14 protein-coding genes are annotated in these 15298 nt (G+C 61.6%); 8 read left to right on the top strand and 6 right to left on the bottom strand.

The genetic code is table 11. The features are described from left to right. The first annotated feature begins 125 nt into the window (after nucleotides 1-125). A complete protein-coding gene (locus PHAMO_RS10875) occupies nucleotides 126-323 on the top strand; it encodes a CCE_0567 family metalloprotein (protein WP_002729322.1) in 198 nt (65 codons plus the stop codon). On the opposite strand, the gene lipB is transcribed toward PHAMO_RS10875, so the two are convergent. Together lipB and PHAMO_RS18530 are read right to left on the bottom strand one after the other, a co-directional pair. After that, a complete protein-coding gene (gene lipB / locus PHAMO_RS10870; protein WP_002729320.1) occupies nucleotides 304-951 on the bottom strand; it encodes a lipoyl(octanoyl) transferase LipB in 648 nt (215 codons plus the stop codon). The two genes, PHAMO_RS10875 and lipB, sit on opposite strands and share 20 nt — an antisense overlap. A 6-nt stretch (nucleotides 952-957) precedes the next feature. Beyond that, entirely contained in the window at nucleotides 958-1611 is a 654-nt protein-coding gene (locus PHAMO_RS18530) for an outer membrane protein (protein ID WP_002729318.1), read from the bottom strand. A 111-nt stretch (nucleotides 1612-1722) separates the two neighbouring features. On the opposite strand from PHAMO_RS18530, the gene queA reads away from it, so the two are divergent. After that, a complete protein-coding gene (gene queA, locus PHAMO_RS10860; protein WP_040566857.1) occupies nucleotides 1723-2766 on the top strand; it encodes a tRNA preQ1(34) S-adenosylmethionine ribosyltransferase-isomerase QueA in 1044 nt (347 codons plus the stop codon). Then, nucleotides 2753-3880, top strand: coding sequence for a tRNA guanosine(34) transglycosylase Tgt (gene tgt, locus PHAMO_RS10855; protein ID WP_002729309.1), 1128 nt, complete (start codon nucleotides 2753-2755; stop codon nucleotides 3878-3880). Before queA ends, tgt begins: the two co-directional genes overlap by 14 nt. A 30-nt stretch (nucleotides 3881-3910) precedes the next feature. Here the strand turns inward: tgt and PHAMO_RS10850 are convergent, their stop codons facing one another. The 3 genes from PHAMO_RS10850 to PHAMO_RS10835 form a co-directional block, all read right to left on the bottom strand. Further along, nucleotides 3911-4240, bottom strand: a complete 330-nt coding sequence (locus PHAMO_RS10850) for a hypothetical protein (protein ID WP_002729307.1) — start codon at nucleotides 4238-4240, stop codon at nucleotides 3911-3913. A 165-nt stretch (nucleotides 4241-4405) separates the two neighbouring features. Next, nucleotides 4406-5068, bottom strand: coding sequence for an EF-hand domain-containing protein (locus PHAMO_RS10845; protein ID WP_002729295.1), 663 nt, complete (start codon nucleotides 5066-5068; stop codon nucleotides 4406-4408). A gap of 592 nt (nucleotides 5069-5660) precedes the next feature. After that, nucleotides 5661-5963: a flagellar basal body protein gene (locus PHAMO_RS10835; RefSeq protein WP_002729291.1), complete on the bottom strand. Its 303-nt coding sequence runs from the start codon at nucleotides 5961-5963 to the stop codon at nucleotides 5661-5663. 114 nt (nucleotides 5964-6077) lie between these two features. Here PHAMO_RS10835 and PHAMO_RS18525 point away from each other — a divergent pair, with 114 nt between their 5' ends. The 4 genes from PHAMO_RS18525 to PHAMO_RS10815 all read left to right on the top strand — a co-directional run bounded on the left by PHAMO_RS18525 (nucleotide 6078) and on the right by PHAMO_RS10815 (nucleotide 11296). After that, nucleotides 6078-7697: a tetratricopeptide repeat protein gene (locus tag PHAMO_RS18525; RefSeq protein ID WP_002729289.1), complete on the top strand. Its 1620-nt coding sequence runs from the start codon at nucleotides 6078-6080 to the stop codon at nucleotides 7695-7697. 91 nt (nucleotides 7698-7788) lie between these two features. Continuing rightward, complete coding sequence (locus tag PHAMO_RS10825) at nucleotides 7789-9222, top strand: alpha/beta hydrolase (RefSeq protein WP_002729287.1); 1434 nt, start codon at nucleotides 7789-7791, stop codon at nucleotides 9220-9222. A 557-nt stretch (nucleotides 9223-9779) separates the two neighbouring features. Beyond that, nucleotides 9780-10301, top strand: a complete 522-nt coding sequence (locus PHAMO_RS10820; RefSeq protein WP_002729285.1) for a helix-turn-helix domain-containing protein — start codon at nucleotides 9780-9782, stop codon at nucleotides 10299-10301. Between the two features lie 119 nt (nucleotides 10302-10420). Beyond that, nucleotides 10421-11296: a radical SAM protein gene (locus PHAMO_RS10815; RefSeq protein ID WP_155801722.1), complete on the top strand. Its 876-nt coding sequence runs from the start codon at nucleotides 10421-10423 to the stop codon at nucleotides 11294-11296. Between the two features lie 4 nt (nucleotides 11297-11300). Here the strand turns inward: PHAMO_RS10815 and PHAMO_RS18520 are convergent, their stop codons facing one another. Next, nucleotides 11301-14564, bottom strand: coding sequence for a hybrid sensor histidine kinase/response regulator (locus PHAMO_RS18520; protein WP_002729282.1), 3264 nt, complete (start codon nucleotides 14562-14564; stop codon nucleotides 11301-11303). Nucleotides 14565-15041: 477 nt separating this feature from the next. Here PHAMO_RS18520 and PHAMO_RS10805 point away from each other — a divergent pair. After that, nucleotides 15042-15298, top strand: a 257-nt coding sequence (locus PHAMO_RS10805; RefSeq protein WP_040566901.1) for a nitroreductase family protein, incomplete at its 3' end; no start/stop codon positions are given.

Raw genomic sequence — 15298 nt, 5'->3', positions numbered from 1 at the left:
GCTTAATCCCGGCGCAATAGCTGATATCGTAAAGTATTTAGGCAAATTGATTTATTGCTCAATTCATAAGCGAAAGTTAAACTCGTTATACCCCATCACTGCTTCCGCTGACATAAGGGCGGTCCATGAGCGATATCGAGACCCTGAAAGCCGAGGTCAAGAAACTGTCCACCCAGGCGGTTCAAGCCAAGATGGATCTGCACGATCTGTCTGAGGAACTGCCCGCTCAATGGGAGACGATTCCGACGGTGGCGCAGAAATGTCACGAAGCCTATGCCCGCCTGACCGAGGCGCGGGCGCGGCTCAAAGCGGCGGAAGGCTGAAGACCTCGCCGAAGCTGTCGATCAGGGCGGAATCGACCTCGTTCATCGTCGGTGTCAGACCCAGATCCCACAGCGAGGTTACCCCGTGTGCGGCAATGCCGCAGGGGACGATGCCGCGATAATGGTCCAGGTCGGGATCTACGTTCAGCGCCACGCCGTGAAACGTCACCCAGTGACGGACGCGGACGCCGATTGCGGCAATCTTGTCTTCGCGGTTCCGGCCTCGATCGACCCAGACTCCGACTCGGCTGTCGCGCACCTCTCCCTTAACCGCGAAATGGGCAAGGGTGAGGATCAGCCACTTTTCCAGATTGGCAACGAAGCGGCGCAGATCGGGGCCGCGCCGCGACAGATCCAGCATCACATAGGCCACTCGCTGGCCTGGGCCGTGATAGGTGAACTGACCGCCGCGTCCGCTGGGAAACACTGGGAAACGGTTAGGGTCAAGCAGATCCGCGGGGTTGGCGCTGGTTCCCGCGGTGTAAAGCGGCGGATGTTCTAGCAGCCACACCAGTTCCGGCGCGGTCCCGGCGCGGATCGCGGCGACGCGTTCTTCCATCGCCGCGATCGCGTCAGGATAGGTTACCGGACGGTCGGAAATCAGCCATTCGACCGGATCGGACGTCATCACTGATCAGCGGAAAGGAAAGCGCAGCCCGACTTTGATCTGGTGCAGGTTGCTGTCGTCGCGCACACCTTCGCTGTCGAAGATGTGGACGAAGCGATAGGACGGCCCGAAGCTGACGTCGCGGCCCAGGTCGTAATGCAACCCGACCTCGCCATGCAGCTCGATATTGTCGCTATTGCGGTTCTCGACTTTGATCCCCCCGGATGACATGTCGTTGAGCATCTCATGGACGCCGCCGACGCCACCGCCGAAATAGGGCAGGAATTTGCTATCGGTCTTGATGTCGTGATAGGCGTTGATCGAGTAGAACAACAACTGAGAATCGCCCGACATATTCGTCTTGTTGCCGTTGATCGATACGGAATCGAGCGTATTGGACTGATAGGAAACTTCGAATTCAGTGCGGAGGTATTTCGGCCACTTGTAGCCAATTGCTCCAGCGAACACATAGCCGCCATTGACGCCGATTCGTCCCTTGTTGCCGGAATCGTCGGACAGCGTGATGTCATCGACCATCGTATAGCCGCCGCTGATCGATCCGTACCACGGCCCGTGCGGACGACCGGGCGAAGGGGCGGTGTTCAGAAAACCCTGGGCGAAGCCGTCGGTCGAGGCCAGTGCGAAGACGGCCAGAACGGTCGACAGAACGGTTTTGTTCATCGTTTACTCCCATTGCAGCCCGGCCGATCATGTCGCTAAATCAAACCGAGTACAAGATGCGGTGGGTACGGGACTTGACGCGGCGCGGCTCGGCAGCCTACACCCCGGACCATGAAAGTGGATATGTTCGATTTTGACCTGCCGCGCGCGTTGATCGCCGAGCGTCCAGCCCGGCCGCGCGATTCCGCCCGGATGCTGCGCGTTTCCGCCGATGGGGTCAAGGATCGCGGTGTGCGAGACCTTCCGTCGCAGCTCTGTCCCGGCGACGTGATGGTGTTCAATGACACGCGGGTCATTCCGGCGCGGTTGAACGGCAAGCGGGGGACGGCTTCGGTCGAACTGACCCTGCACCTGCGTGAAGACGATTCGTGCTGGCGTGCTTTTGCCCGTCCGGCGAAGAAGCTGCGTCCCGGCGACCGGATTGCCTTCGCCGAGGATTTCTCCGCGATCGTCGAGGAGAAAGGCGAGGCGGGAGAGGTCACTGTCCGTTTCGACCGGGGTGGCGTGGCGCTGATGGCGGCGCTGGAGACGCACGGACGTCTGCCGTTGCCGCCCTATATCCGCCATGGCGAGGCCGACGAGACCGACCGGGCCGATTACCAGACCACCTTTGCTCGTACCGATGGAGCCGTGGCCGCGCCTACCGCCGGGTTGCACTTCACCCCCGAATTGCTGGAGGCGCTCGACCGGCGCGGGGTGAAGCGGGTGGCCGTGACGCTGCATGTCGGCGCTGGAACCTTCCTGCCCGTCAAGGTCGATGATACCGACGATCACCGGATGCATGCCGAGATCGGTGTGGTCAGCGCGGATTCCGCCCAGGCCATCAACGAGGCCCGCGCTGCTGGCGGCCGGGTGGTCGCTGTCGGCACCACCGCGTTGCGTCTGCTGGAAAGCGCCGCCGGTGAAGATGGTCTGGTCCGGCCCTATGCCGCCGCCACCGATATCTTTATCGTGCCGGGCTATCGTTTCCGCGCCGTCGATCTGCTGATGACCAATTTTCACCTGCCGCGTTCGACTCTGTTCATGTTGGTTTCGGCCTTTGCCGGTCTGGACCGGATGCGGGCGGCTTATGCTCATGCGATGGCGTCGGGCTATCGCTTCTATTCCTATGGCGATTCCTGCCTGCTCGATCGGAACGACGATGACCAGCTTTAGATACGAGCGTTTCGCCACCGACGGCGCTGCCCGTCTGGGCCGCCTTCACACTGCCCATGGTGCGATCGACACCCCTGCGTTCATGCCGGTCGGCACCGCTGCCACGGTCAAGGCGATGCAGCCCGAATCCGTTGCCGCGACTGGTGCCCAGATCGTGCTCGGCAACACCTATCACCTGATGCTGCGCCCAGGAGCGGAACGGATCGACCGGCTGGGTGGACTGCACCGCTTCATGAACTGGTCGGGGCCGATCCTGACCGATTCCGGCGGGTTCCAGGTGATGAGCCTCGCCAAGTTGCGCAAGCTCGACGAAAACGGCGTCACCTTCCAGTCGCATCACGACGGGTCGAGCCACCATCTCAGCCCGGAACGGTCGATGGAGATCCAGCGTTTGCTGGGGGCTGACATCACCATGGCGTTCGACGAATGCACTCCGTTCCCCGCCACCCCCGCCCAGGCCGCCGACAGCATGCGGCTGTCGATGCGTTGGGCGGTGCGGTCGAAGGCGGCGTTTGTCGAACGGCCCGGTCACGGCCTGTTCGGCATTGTTCAGGGCGGCATCTACTCCGATTTGCGCGCCGAATCGGCGCGGGCGCTGATCGATATCGGTTTTGACGGCTATGCCGTCGGTGGGCTGGCGGTGGGGGAGGGGCAGGAGGCGATGTTCGCCACCCTGGACGCCACCGTGCCGTTGTTACCCGAAGATCGTCCGCGCTATCTGATGGGGGTTGGCCGTCCGTCCGATATCGTCGGAGCGGTGTTGCGTGGAATCGATATGTTCGATTGCGTCATGCCGACCCGATCCGGCCGCACCGCTCAGGCTTTTACCCGGCGTGGCACCGTCAACCTGCGCAATGCCCGTCACCAGGACGATCCCCGTCCGTTAGAGGAAGGGTGTGCCTGCCCCGCCTGCCGCTCCTATTCGCGGGCTTATCTCCACCATCTGATCCGCTCGGAAGAGATTCTGGGGCCGATGCTGCTGACGTGGCACAACATCCAGGCCTATCAGGATCTGATGCGTGATTTGCGCGCCGCCATCGGCGCGGGTCGGGTTGCCGCCTTTGCCGCCGAGGCAGCGGCGCGGGAAGCGTTGGGCGATATCCCCGCATTATAACGCGCGCGGCTTAACGGCCAGGGTTGGCCATTACTTACGGAAGTAGGCGGGTTCGACGCCAGTGACTTCACCGATATGGTCGATGATGTAGCGCAAGAGCGGCATCGTCGGCAGAAACTCGCCGCGGGTGATGGTTTCCTCGGCCGATTTGACCGTGATCGTCGCGTCAACGCAGGTGCTGAGGTCGAGCATCTTGGCGATTTTGATCGGAACAAGATCTCCGACCTTGTAGCCGGTCGCCTGGAAGCCCAATCCGGCGGTCGAGATGTTGACGATGGGGAAAATCCGCCGATCGATCACCACGACGAGTCCCTGGCCGACTTTACGGATGTGGCTACGTCGTTCCTCGCTCTCGTCCATGTCGGAAGCCGTCCTTTTCAAACCGCTGTCGCAGCACAACATCATATAACAACGCGTCGGCGGACGTGCCTCAAGTTCTGATGGTGGCGTGGCGTCGTTACAAAAAAGCTCCCCTGGACACGGTGCCCAGGGGAGCGTCGATACGTATAAGTATTTATACTCAGATCAAACCGAGACGGAATTGGCGCTGCTGACCGAAGCGGTGCCGTTTCTGGCGTAGAATTCGATGGCCCGCACCATTTCCTGGGCCAATTTACTGGCGAAGCCCTGGACCTGGGTCTCGGCGGTGGTCGTGTCAGACGAGGATTCTGTATTCGACGCAGTTGTTGACGTCGTTGATGCCGCTGACGTGGAGGATGTCAGAGCCGCCAGGATCTTCTCCAACTCAGCGGCGATGGTCTTGCTGTCGCTGTCGGTCGTATCGCTGTCGCTTGACGAGGTTTGTGGCGGGGGAGGCGGCGGGCGGTTGGCCGCCGTTGACGTGGTGCTGGCTTCTGACGTGGCCGAGGTTTCGTCACTTTGAGCGCTGATCAAAGTGGCCTGCATCTGCTGGTTCATCAATTGGAACGCGGTGGCGAGATCGCTTTCACTCAGCCCCGACGTCGAATCGGACGACGTTGATGACGTGGATGTCGAATCCGTCGAGGAGGACGAGGCCAGCGCCGAAGTCAGCGCATCGAATAACCCGGATGCCTGATCGGATGAAAGGTCGGACGGGCGGCCATTGACGAATTCCGATTTGGTGACCGAACCATCGCTATTGGTGTCCAGTTTTTTGAACAGCGATTGCAGGTTCGAGGCACCTCCGCTTATGGAAGTGATGCTCATGACCATATCTCCTGTTGGCGCGGCGCACCTGCACGATGTCCGCTTTTCCTGATACGGCCGAGTCGGGGCAATCCATTCGCCTCTGTCTTATTTTCTTATGGTCGCGGTCTGTGTCTGCCGTCTGTTGCTGGAAATGTAAACAAAAGTAAACAGAGCCGTTCTGTTCGTCGAAAGACTTGCCGATCCCAGAGAATTGCGTAGTATCAAATCATCGATCATCCCAGCGGAGAGATCATGTCTTTTGATCGTGACATTTCAGATGTCAAGAACTGGATGAACATGTTCCGGTGGGTGGTCAAGCTGATCCGGGACGATTACGGTGTCGATGAAGAAAAATTGACCCGTCATGCTCATATTGAGACGGATATCGGTCTCAATATGGAACAGGTCGAAGAAGTTCTGGAAATTACATCCGCCGCTTTTNCAATCCGGTTCCCCCCTGGAACCCTGGATGAATTAGTCAAATTCGAAGAGCTATGCATGCTGGCGGCGTGGCTGCATGGACTCTATAAGCGGCCCGAGTTTCTGGGGGCGGAGTTTGCCGCGACGGCGGCATCGCTCAACCCCCGTGCTCAGGCGGAATGATGCCGGATCAGGCCAGCGAGTTGAGGCCGGTCTTCTCAGTTTCGGTGATCGTGGAATAAGCCCGTGCCATGGCCTCGAAACTGGTCTTGGCCACCGTCAGCGCGACCACTTCCCGCGCCAGATCGACGCCGCCTTCGGCCGGAAGCGGGACATAGGCGGCTCCCTGCAATGGGCGCGATACCAATTCACCCCGTTCCGCCTGATAGCCGTCAGTGCTGACGTTGGCGATATTTGCCGCCGCCGTTTCCGCGACGCGGGTCTGGGCGTTGAGGCCGCTGATAAGGCTGGCGCTGGCGACCGGGGCGATCATGGGAGTGTCCCTTTTTAGAATGGTTTCATTCAATATGCGCCCGATGTCGCTCGGACGGCAAGGGGCGCGCTTCGTTTGTGTCGTGGCCTCCGCTGTTTTAGGATGAGAGCCACGATGTCTCAGCCGCCTCGCCTCGATCCCCTCGCCCCATTGTTGACCGAGGCCCTTGCCCACGAGCAGGCCGGTCGCCTTGCCGAAATGGAAGGCTGTTTACGCACCGCGCTTCGAACGGTGCCCGATCATCCCGGTGCTTTGTTCGCACTGGCGCGGCTGGGGCTGCGCTTCGGTCATCACGAGGATGCTCTGACCCTGGTCGGGCGTGGTTTGGTTCGTGCTCCCCATTCTCCTGAATTGCACCATTTGCGCGGGGTGGCCCTGGCCAATCTGGGCCGTCCGGGCGAGGCGATCGAAGCATTGGAGCACGTCCTGGCGCTGGCGCCGGATTGGGTCGATGCCCGGCTCGATCTGGCTCAATTGCTGTTCCAGGCCGAGCGCTACGAAGCTTTGCTGGACCGGCTGACGTCTCTGGACGGGACAACGCCCCGCCATGCCGAGGCTCATGCTCTTTGCGGCCGCACCCTGTCGGTTCTTGGGCGGCAGGACGAGGCGCGGGCGGCGTTCGAGCGGGCGTTAGCGTTGGCCCCGGATCATGCCGAGATCCGCGCCGATCTGGCCGCGCTTCATATCGAGGCGGGCCAGGCCGGAGCCGCTCTGGCTCTGGTTGAGCCTCTGCTGAGAGACGCCGTTTTGCCTCCGCGTCCGCTTTATCTGCGCGGAATTGCGCAGGGGATGCTGGGATGCGAGGCCGAGGCTGAAGCCGATATCGCCCGATTGCGCGGGATGATGCTGGACGGACTGGCCCGGCGCGGCGGGCTGCCGACCGAAGTCTATGTCCAGCTCAGTCGGCGCTGTAATTTGCGCTGTGCGATGTGTGGACATGGGGTATGGAAAGAGGCCGAGGGCTTTATGTCCGATGCGGTGTTCGCCCGCATTCTCGACCGTTGCGACGAGGCCGGAATTCGCCGTCTGACCGTCCTGGCCGCTCAGGGTGAGCCGTTTCTGCATCCCAAGGTCTTCGAGTTACTGGCAAGCGCGGTTGAGCGCGGTTTTGCCGTGTCGGTGGTGACCAACGCCACTCCTTTCACTCCCGAACGGATCGCCCACCTTGCCCGGTTGGGGCTGGAAAGCGTCCAGGTTTCCTTTGCCGGGTGGGACGCGGCCAGCTACGAGTCGGTTTATATCGGTGCGCGTTTCGACCGCACCGTCCGCACTCTGACCGCGCTCAACGCGGCTCTGGCCCCGACCTCGACCCGGCTGGTGGTCAAAGCCGTCGCGCCCGATAATTCGCCCGATTACGTCGGCCGCACCCGCGCCTTCCTGTCCAGTCTGGGCATTACCTCGGTTACCACGGTGGCTCCGAATAACTTCGCCGGAACCGTCGAAACCGGCCGCTATTGGGAACGGGTCGGGCTGTGGTCCTATCGCAATCTCGACCGCCATCGCCGGACGGTCTGCCGTCTGTTGATGCGGGCGGTCGGCGTTTATGTCGATGGCACCGTCACCGCCTGCGGCTGCTATGACGCCAACGCCGCCCTGGCAATCGGCGACCTGATGCAAGACAGCCTGAAGGATATCCGTACCGGGCCACGCTTTGCCGCGATTCTGGACGCCTTCCGCAGCGGCGATCTCTCGGCGGTTCCGCTGTGCGGCAAATGCGACGACGCTTTCGGCTGAGATGCTGGCCAACCCTGGATTTGACCCGTTGGCCGGTTGGGATAAGACGGGCGGATACGTGCCGGGTTGGCGGGATAAGGGGAGGGGGATTATGCGCTTTGTATTTACGGTGATGGCGGTTGTGGCGCTGCTGGTGCCTGGTCTCGGCCGAGCCGCAGACGAGGGGGCGCGCTGGTCGGCGGAACGCCATGGCGTGTCGGCAATGCCGCTGGAGACATGGCGGGATGGCGGGTCAGACAAGCCCTTTGCCGTCTATGTTGCCGATACCAAAGCCGCGCTCGATGCCGCCCGCAAAGCGATTGAACCGGACGATACCCTACGCGCCGCTCATGTCGAACTGGTCGCGCCGCGGCAATGGCCGCTGGCGGAGGAATGCGGCGGCACGGCGAAGGATGGGATTCTGCTGGTTCACGGACTGAGCGATTCTCCGTTCCTGATGCGCGACTTGGGCGATGCGCTGGCCCGCTTGCCGGGGAAATGCCTGCTGGTGCGTTCAATATTGCTGCCGGGTCATGGGTCGATTCCGGGCGATCTGGTTCGTCCCAATGCGGCGCAATGGAAGGCCGCCATCCGCTATGGAACCGACAGTTTCGCCGGTCAGGTCGGGCGGGTGCATGTCGCCGGTTTCTCGACCGGAGCAACTCTGGCCCTCGACCTTGTTCTCAATGGCGCGCCGACCACGCCGCCAGTGGCCTCGCTGATTCTGTTGTCGCCGTCGATTGGCCTGACCAACCGCTTCCCGCTGCATCGGATTCCGTTCGGTTTCGAGATGTTCCAGGCGGTCATGACGGCCGCCTCCGGCTTTGGTCCCGAAGGCCATTGGCTGCGGATCGACGAGGACCAGGATTTCGCCAAGGCTGAATCCTTTCCGGTGATGGCTCCGCGCCCGCTGATGGAGGTGATGACCGAGGTTGAAACCGCGACCCGGCCGCTGACCCTGCCGGTGTTGATGGCTTTTGCCGCCGAGGACGTTACCGTTGATTCCCGTGCCTCGCTCGATTTCTTTCGTGCTCGGGTCGGTAATCCCGATAGCCGCGTCCTGCTCTATGTCGCCCCCGCCACCCTGGCGGCGCAGCCCGAATATTACGCGGCGCTGGGGCGCGAGGATCGCCGCATCGCCTGCTTCCACGGTTTGGGCGAGGGAGATATCGGCTGTAGCGTTGACCGGAGCCGTGCTCCTAAGGATTGCGCCTTTGGCGATGCGCCGGGCGCGTGCGTGACCAGCCTCAGCCATATCGGCGTGCCAGTCTCTCCCGCCAACCGTCATTATGGGGTGGAAGGCGATTACCGCAATTGTCTGGCTTATTCGACCAAGAAGGATTGGCCCCGCTTCTGTGGCTGTGTGTCCCCGCAACAGCGGGCCGGGGCGGCGTTGTGCCGGGGCGTTGTGCCCGCAACCGAGCCGTTGCGGTTCGGCGAGCCTGCCAAGGCCGATATCGGGGCGAGCGGCCCGCTGATTGCCCGGCTGGGGTATAATCCGCTGTTCGACCGGCTGGTTGGATCGATCGCTAACTTCCTGAAGTGATGAGGCTTTACGGCGGGGGCAACAAAAACCCCCGCACAGGGGGGGTGTGCGGGGGTCTTTTGATTTCCCTTCGGACGGGGGGGCATCCGAAGAGAGAAGCGTCGCGGCCCGGAGGGGAGAGGCCGCACCATGGACGAGGCGGGGAGTTCAAGTCCGCCGAGGATCGAGACGCTTGTTCCGGATCGGGGTGACCGTTTGACCGAAACTTTATGATGAGAGTATGCCCCCTCTCAGATTACCGCGACATTTCGCGAAGATGATCTTTCCGTAATGAGTCGGGTCTGGACTCGGGCGAGAATCGCGTGGCACCGAGAGGGCTTTGTCGTGGCGGATGAGCTGAGACGCTTGACTCCGTTCGTATTTCGCTGCATTCCCCGCGCTCTCCGCCGTTGTCGCCCGGCGAAGATCGCTATGGGTACAACCCTACGATTCATATGACCATCTATAAAATCATCCGAAGAGGGATCATTTCTCTGGCTGGCCCTTGATATGTGCGGCATGCGTAGCTAATTCGTACTATGCTAATAGTATGTAACCCTGTTCGGGTAGGACCCATCATGATCGCTAAAAATAAAGTCACCGTGCCGACCGGAGATGTCGCCCCCACGTCCCCCGCCCCCACGCGCCGCAAATCGACCCGTGGCCGTTTGGACGATGGCAGCGCCAATCCCGTCGATATCCATGTCGGATCGCGCGTTCGTCTTCGCCGCACCCTGCTGGGGATGAGCCAGGAGAAACTGGGCGAAGCTATCGGTCTGACCTTTCAGCAGGTTCAGAAATACGAGCGCGGGGCGAACCGCATCGGTTCCAGCCGTCTGTTCGATCTGGCCCGCATTCTCGATGTGCCGATCTCGTTCTTCTATGACGACATGCCCGATGAAGTGAAGGCGTTGTCGCCGGTGTCGATCGTCAAGGGCGAGGCAGCATCCGCCGCTTCAGCGCATCAGGAAAAAGACGTGCTGGCGCGTCGCGAGACGCTGGAACTGGTCCGGGCGTTCTACAAGATTTCCGACCCCAAAGTGCGGGCTCAGGTCTATTCCCTGGCCAAGTCGTTGGCGAAAGCTTCCGACGAGGAGTAATCTTATCCGGTCTCCCACCCCTTCGTCGCCGATCCCGGTGGCGAAGGGGTCGATCGGATCTTGCCCCGCATTCCGTGCTATCCTTCGCCAGGATGACCGATGAAGCGGGGGAGAACGGGGTGATCGCTTATGATTTTCCGCTGTGGCGGCCTCCGTCGGAAGGCGACAATCTGATCGTGCAGGCGACGCTGGGATGTCGCTTTAACGCCTGTACCTTCTGTTCGATGTACAAAACCAAGACCTTCCAGGCTCGGCCGCTGGCCGAGGTGGTGGCTGATATCGACCGCGCCGCTGTCGCCTGGCCCGATGCCCGACGGGTTTTCCTCGCCGATGGCGACGCCTATTGTCTGCCGACCGACGATCTGATCGCCCTGTGCGACCACCTCGCCGCCCGCTTTCCCGATCTACAGCGGATTTCCGCTTATGCCACGCCATTCGACATCCTGCGTAAGGGTGCCGACGATATCGCCCGCCTGAAGGCGCGGCGGTTGGGACTGGTCTATCTCGGGATCGAAACCGGCTGGGACGATCTGCTGAAGCGTGTTGCCAAAGGATCGGCCGCGCAGATGGAGGCCGCGCTGGCTCTGGCGCGGACGAGCGGGCTGAAGGTTTCGGCGACGCTGATTCTTGGTCTGGGCGGGCAAAGCGGATGGCGCGAGCATATCGACGCCAGCGCCGATCTGATCAACCGGGCTCCCCCGATCTATCTCTCGACCCTTCAGCTTGGGCTGGAGGAGGGCGTCGCGCCCCGCTTTCTCGACCGGATCGGTCCCGGCTTCGTCCCCCAGGACGACCGGGGGGTTTTGGTCGAACTGCATCGTCTGGTCGAACGTCTGGCTCCCCCGGCTTCGGTAATTTTCCGCTCCAACCATGCCAGCAACGCTCTGGCCCTGGCCGGAACCTTGCCGCGCGACCGTGATCGCTTGCTGGGGGAAATCGATGCTGTCCTCGACGGCCGCGCCGGGGTGCGGCCGCGTTGGCTGCGAGGGTTTTAGTCCCTCATATTTTATCGTCGATGGCGGTGCGGCGGGTCAGATCGGCCAGCGCCACGATCTGCTCGATTTCCTCACCGACCGGACCGTCGTTCGGGGTGCGCCGTTCCAGACCGAGGAGGCGTCTGCACAACAGGGGGAACCCCAGATTGCCCGCCGCTCCGGCCAAAGCATGGGCGGAGGCACTCAGCGCGGCGCTGTCACCGCTTTCCGCCGCCCGGCGCAGATCGGCCAACGCGGCGGGGAGGGTCGCCCAGAAGCGATCGAGCAGGGCCTGGAACGATTCCTTACCCAGGGCGTTTCGTAAATCCTCCATTGCCGCGTGATCGACCGGCACCACGGCGCGTTCGTCCCGCGCCGCTTGCAGGTGTTTATCCCACCGGGCGATCATGTCGGTCAGGCGTTTAAGATCGATCGGCTTCGAGATGTAATCGTCCATTCCGGCGGCAAGGCAGGTGTCACGATCGTCGCTCATCGCATTGGCGGTCATGGCGATAATCGTCACCTTTGCCTTGGGAGCGGGCAGGGCGCGGATCAGTCTGGTCGCCCCCAGCCCGTCGATGTGGGGCATCTGCATGTCCATCATGACCAGATCGTATTCGCCCGCCGCGACCCGCTCGACCGCTTCGGCTCCGTCGTCGGCGACGTCGGCGCGATGGCCCAGCTTGGCCAATAATCCGACGGCGACTTGCTGGTTGATCGCATTGTCTTCGGCGACCAGGATTCGCAGCGGAGTGGTGGCGATGGGAAAATCGGCGGCAGGGACGATGGTTTGAGGGGTATCGATCGGGGGGCGGCCCAGGCAGCGCAGCATTGCGTTGAGCAGAGCGCTTTGACGTACCGGCTTGACCAGAACCTCATCGATCCGCAACCGTTCAAGCCGTGGTTGCAAGGTGGCCAGATCGGCCGAGGTCGCCATAACCAGGGGCAGGGTGGCGGTGAGGGGATCGGAGCGCAGCAGGACAGTAAGATCGAGTCCGCTTATCTCGGGCATCAAGTGATCGAGGACCACGGCGTCGAAGGGCTGTCCAGCGGTATTGGCGTTGCGTATTGCCTCGATCGCGATGGCGGCGGAGTCGAATGCGGTGACCCTGGCGCCCCATCCCTCCAATTGCTGCCGTAGAATGTCGCGGTTGGTCTGAGTGTCGTCTACGACCAGAACTTTGACGCCATCCAGTTCTGCGCCTCCAGCCGCTTCGGATGGAGTCTCGTCGGAGCGCAGGATCGGTACTTTGAACCAGAAAGTGCTGCCTTTTCCCTCGCGGCTTTCAAAGCCGATCTCGCCGCCCATCCAATCGACGATCCGCTTGCAGATCGCCAGCCCCAGACCGCTGCCGCCGAAGCGCCGCGCCATCGAGGCGTCGGCCTGAGTGAAGGTGTCGAACATGCGGGGCTTGGCCGCATCAGGGATGCCGATCCCGGTATCGGTGACCGTTGCGGTCAGGATCGTCCGTCCGTCCCGGCCGTCGGCGACCGCCACGACGATAGAGATCGTACCGCTTTCGGTGAACTTGACCGCGTTCCCAACCAGATTCAACAGAACCTGACGCAACCGGCCGGGATCGCCACGGAACACGCCGCGAGCTCCGGCGGGGATCAGGCACGTCAGATCGATGTCGCGTCCCCGGACTCGTGGCGACAGGATATCGATGACTCCTTCGACCAGCGGGCGGATCTCGAACGAGGTTTCCTCGAAATCGAGTCGGCTGGCCTCCATCTTGGACAGGTCCAGGATGTCGTTGATGATCGACAGCAGGGATTCGCTCGATTCGCGGATCGTCTGGGCGAAGATCCGCTGCTCCTCCGTCAGTTTTGTGTCGAGCAACAGCCCGGTCATCCCGATCACCCCGTTCATCGGCGTGCGTATTTCGTGGCTCATCGTCGCCAGGAATTCGGATTTGGCCAGATTGCCCGCCTCGGCCTGCTGACGGGCCTGCTGCAATTCGGTGATGTCGCTCGATAAGCCGATATAGTGGGTTGCGACGCCGTTCCGCGTCCGCAGCGCGCTGATCGACAGTAATTGCGGATAGACTTCGCCCGATTTGCGGCGGTTCCAGATTTCGCCGCGCCATGTGCCTTCGCGCAGGAGCTTGTCCCACAGGGCTTTGTAAAAATCTGGCCCGTGCCGTCCCGAGCGCAGGATCGCGGTGTTTTGCCCGATCACCTCGGACTGGGTATAGCCGGTAATCGCGGTGAAGCCCGCATTGGCGATAATAATCTTTCCGGCGGCGTCGGTGACGACGATCCCTTCGCGGGATGCGTCGAAGACCTGATTGACCAGTCGGCGGTTCTCTTCGGTATGACGCTGGAGCAGGTACAGGAACGATAGCAGGGCCAGACTAAGCCCCAGAAAGGCGATGTTGTAGAAGATTTCCTTGCGCTGCCAGCCTTCGATGAATTCCGAATGCGCCCGTCCAACGATAACCAAATAGGGCAATCGGTCGATCTTGCGGAAGGTGAATAATCGGCGAACACCGTCAACACGCGACTCGGTTTCATAGCTGCCGGTGGTCCGCCCCTCCTCCAGACTGATTCTGATCTGCTCGCTGTCGATGATGGTGCCGATCCGTTCGGGTCGGGCCGGATACCGGGCGAGCAGGCGACGATTGGTGTCGATCAGTGCGACGGAGCCGTCTTTGCCAATATCCAGACCGGAGAACAGGCTTTGGAAATAGTCGGTCGGCAGGGCTGCCTGGACGACTCCGAGAAAGCGACCATCGGGCGCGCTGATCCGACGGCTGAGGTTGATAAGCCAAGTGCCGTCAAGCCGTCCTTGCAGCGGCTCGGATAACAACAGACCGGCGGCCGGATCGGACTTTTGCCGCAGGAAGTAGGCGCGATCACCGACCGTGACATCGGGTAAGGCCGCCGAAGCGCCGGCATTGAATACAATCCGACCCTCGGCATCGATCACCCGAAGGCTGTCCGCCATTGCTTCCGGTATGAAAGCCATCATGCGGTCAAGGCCGAGATTAGCCTCCAATCGGTCGAATTGCTGCGTACCGTCCAGGGCCGACCTGAAGTCATTCGCAGATACTCCCAGTACAATGCCGGTCTTCTCGACCGCCATCATGATCTGCCGCTCCAGAACCTGAGTCAGATTGTCGCAATCCCGGCGGACAATATCATATTCTTTCTGGCGCGATTCGATCAGATCGATCGACAATAGTGAGCCGAACCCTGCCAGCATCAAAAGAACTGTTGCATAAGCCGCGTAGCGGAGCCATTGACGGCTTCCGATCATATGGTGCGGCGTCAAGAACCGGGTCACGCGCGGTCCCCTTGGGATGAATGCGTTTAATACTGAAGACATGGTTCAGCTTGTGTCTAAAGTCTAGCCCCTTCCTTGCCCTTCAGAAGAAAAACCCCCGCACCAGGGGGGATGGTGCGGGGGGCTTCTGTGGGTCCGGTAATCGTGGGGGAACGATCCGAACCGGAATGGTGTACCCGATGCCGGGGGGAGGCGGGGGACACCATGATGCGGGAGCAAAACCGCTTTTATCCGAGAAGAGGGCTACCTTTCGCTCTGTGGCCGGTTGATCCAAATCTCATGATCAAACAATGCCATGGGACGGATTACCGCAGGGTTTCGGTGGGATGATAGTTTTGTAATGATTCAAAATAGACATCGGTGTCTGCGTGCGGCTGGTCTGGTTCCGCTCCCTCTCGGGGGGTGACGGCGGCGGGGGGGATCGGCTATAAACCGGACGATCCGCCGCGTCTTTGCGGCGCCACGGGGAGCCCGACAATGACCGATGCCCTGTTGCCAGCCGTTCCGCTGCCCGAAGCCGAGCGCGATGGCGTTTATCGCGCCATTCTGACCCGGCGCGACACGCGGGGCGAGTTTCTCCCCGATCCGATTTCAGATGAGGTGTTGAGCCGTCTGCTGATCGCCGCCCACCACGCTCCGTCGGTTGGCTACATGCAGCCATGGAGTTTCGTCCTGGTCCGTGACCAGGCGGTGCGGACCAAGGTTCACGATGCCTTCGTCAAGGCCCATGCCGA

Source organism: Magnetospirillum molischianum DSM 120 (genome assembly GCF_000294655.1).
Classification (GTDB): domain Bacteria; phylum Pseudomonadota; class Alphaproteobacteria; order Rhodospirillales; family Magnetospirillaceae; genus Phaeospirillum; species Phaeospirillum molischianum.
Note: the sequence above shows the minus strand (reverse complement) of the source record. Positions and strands in the feature narration are given on the sequence as shown.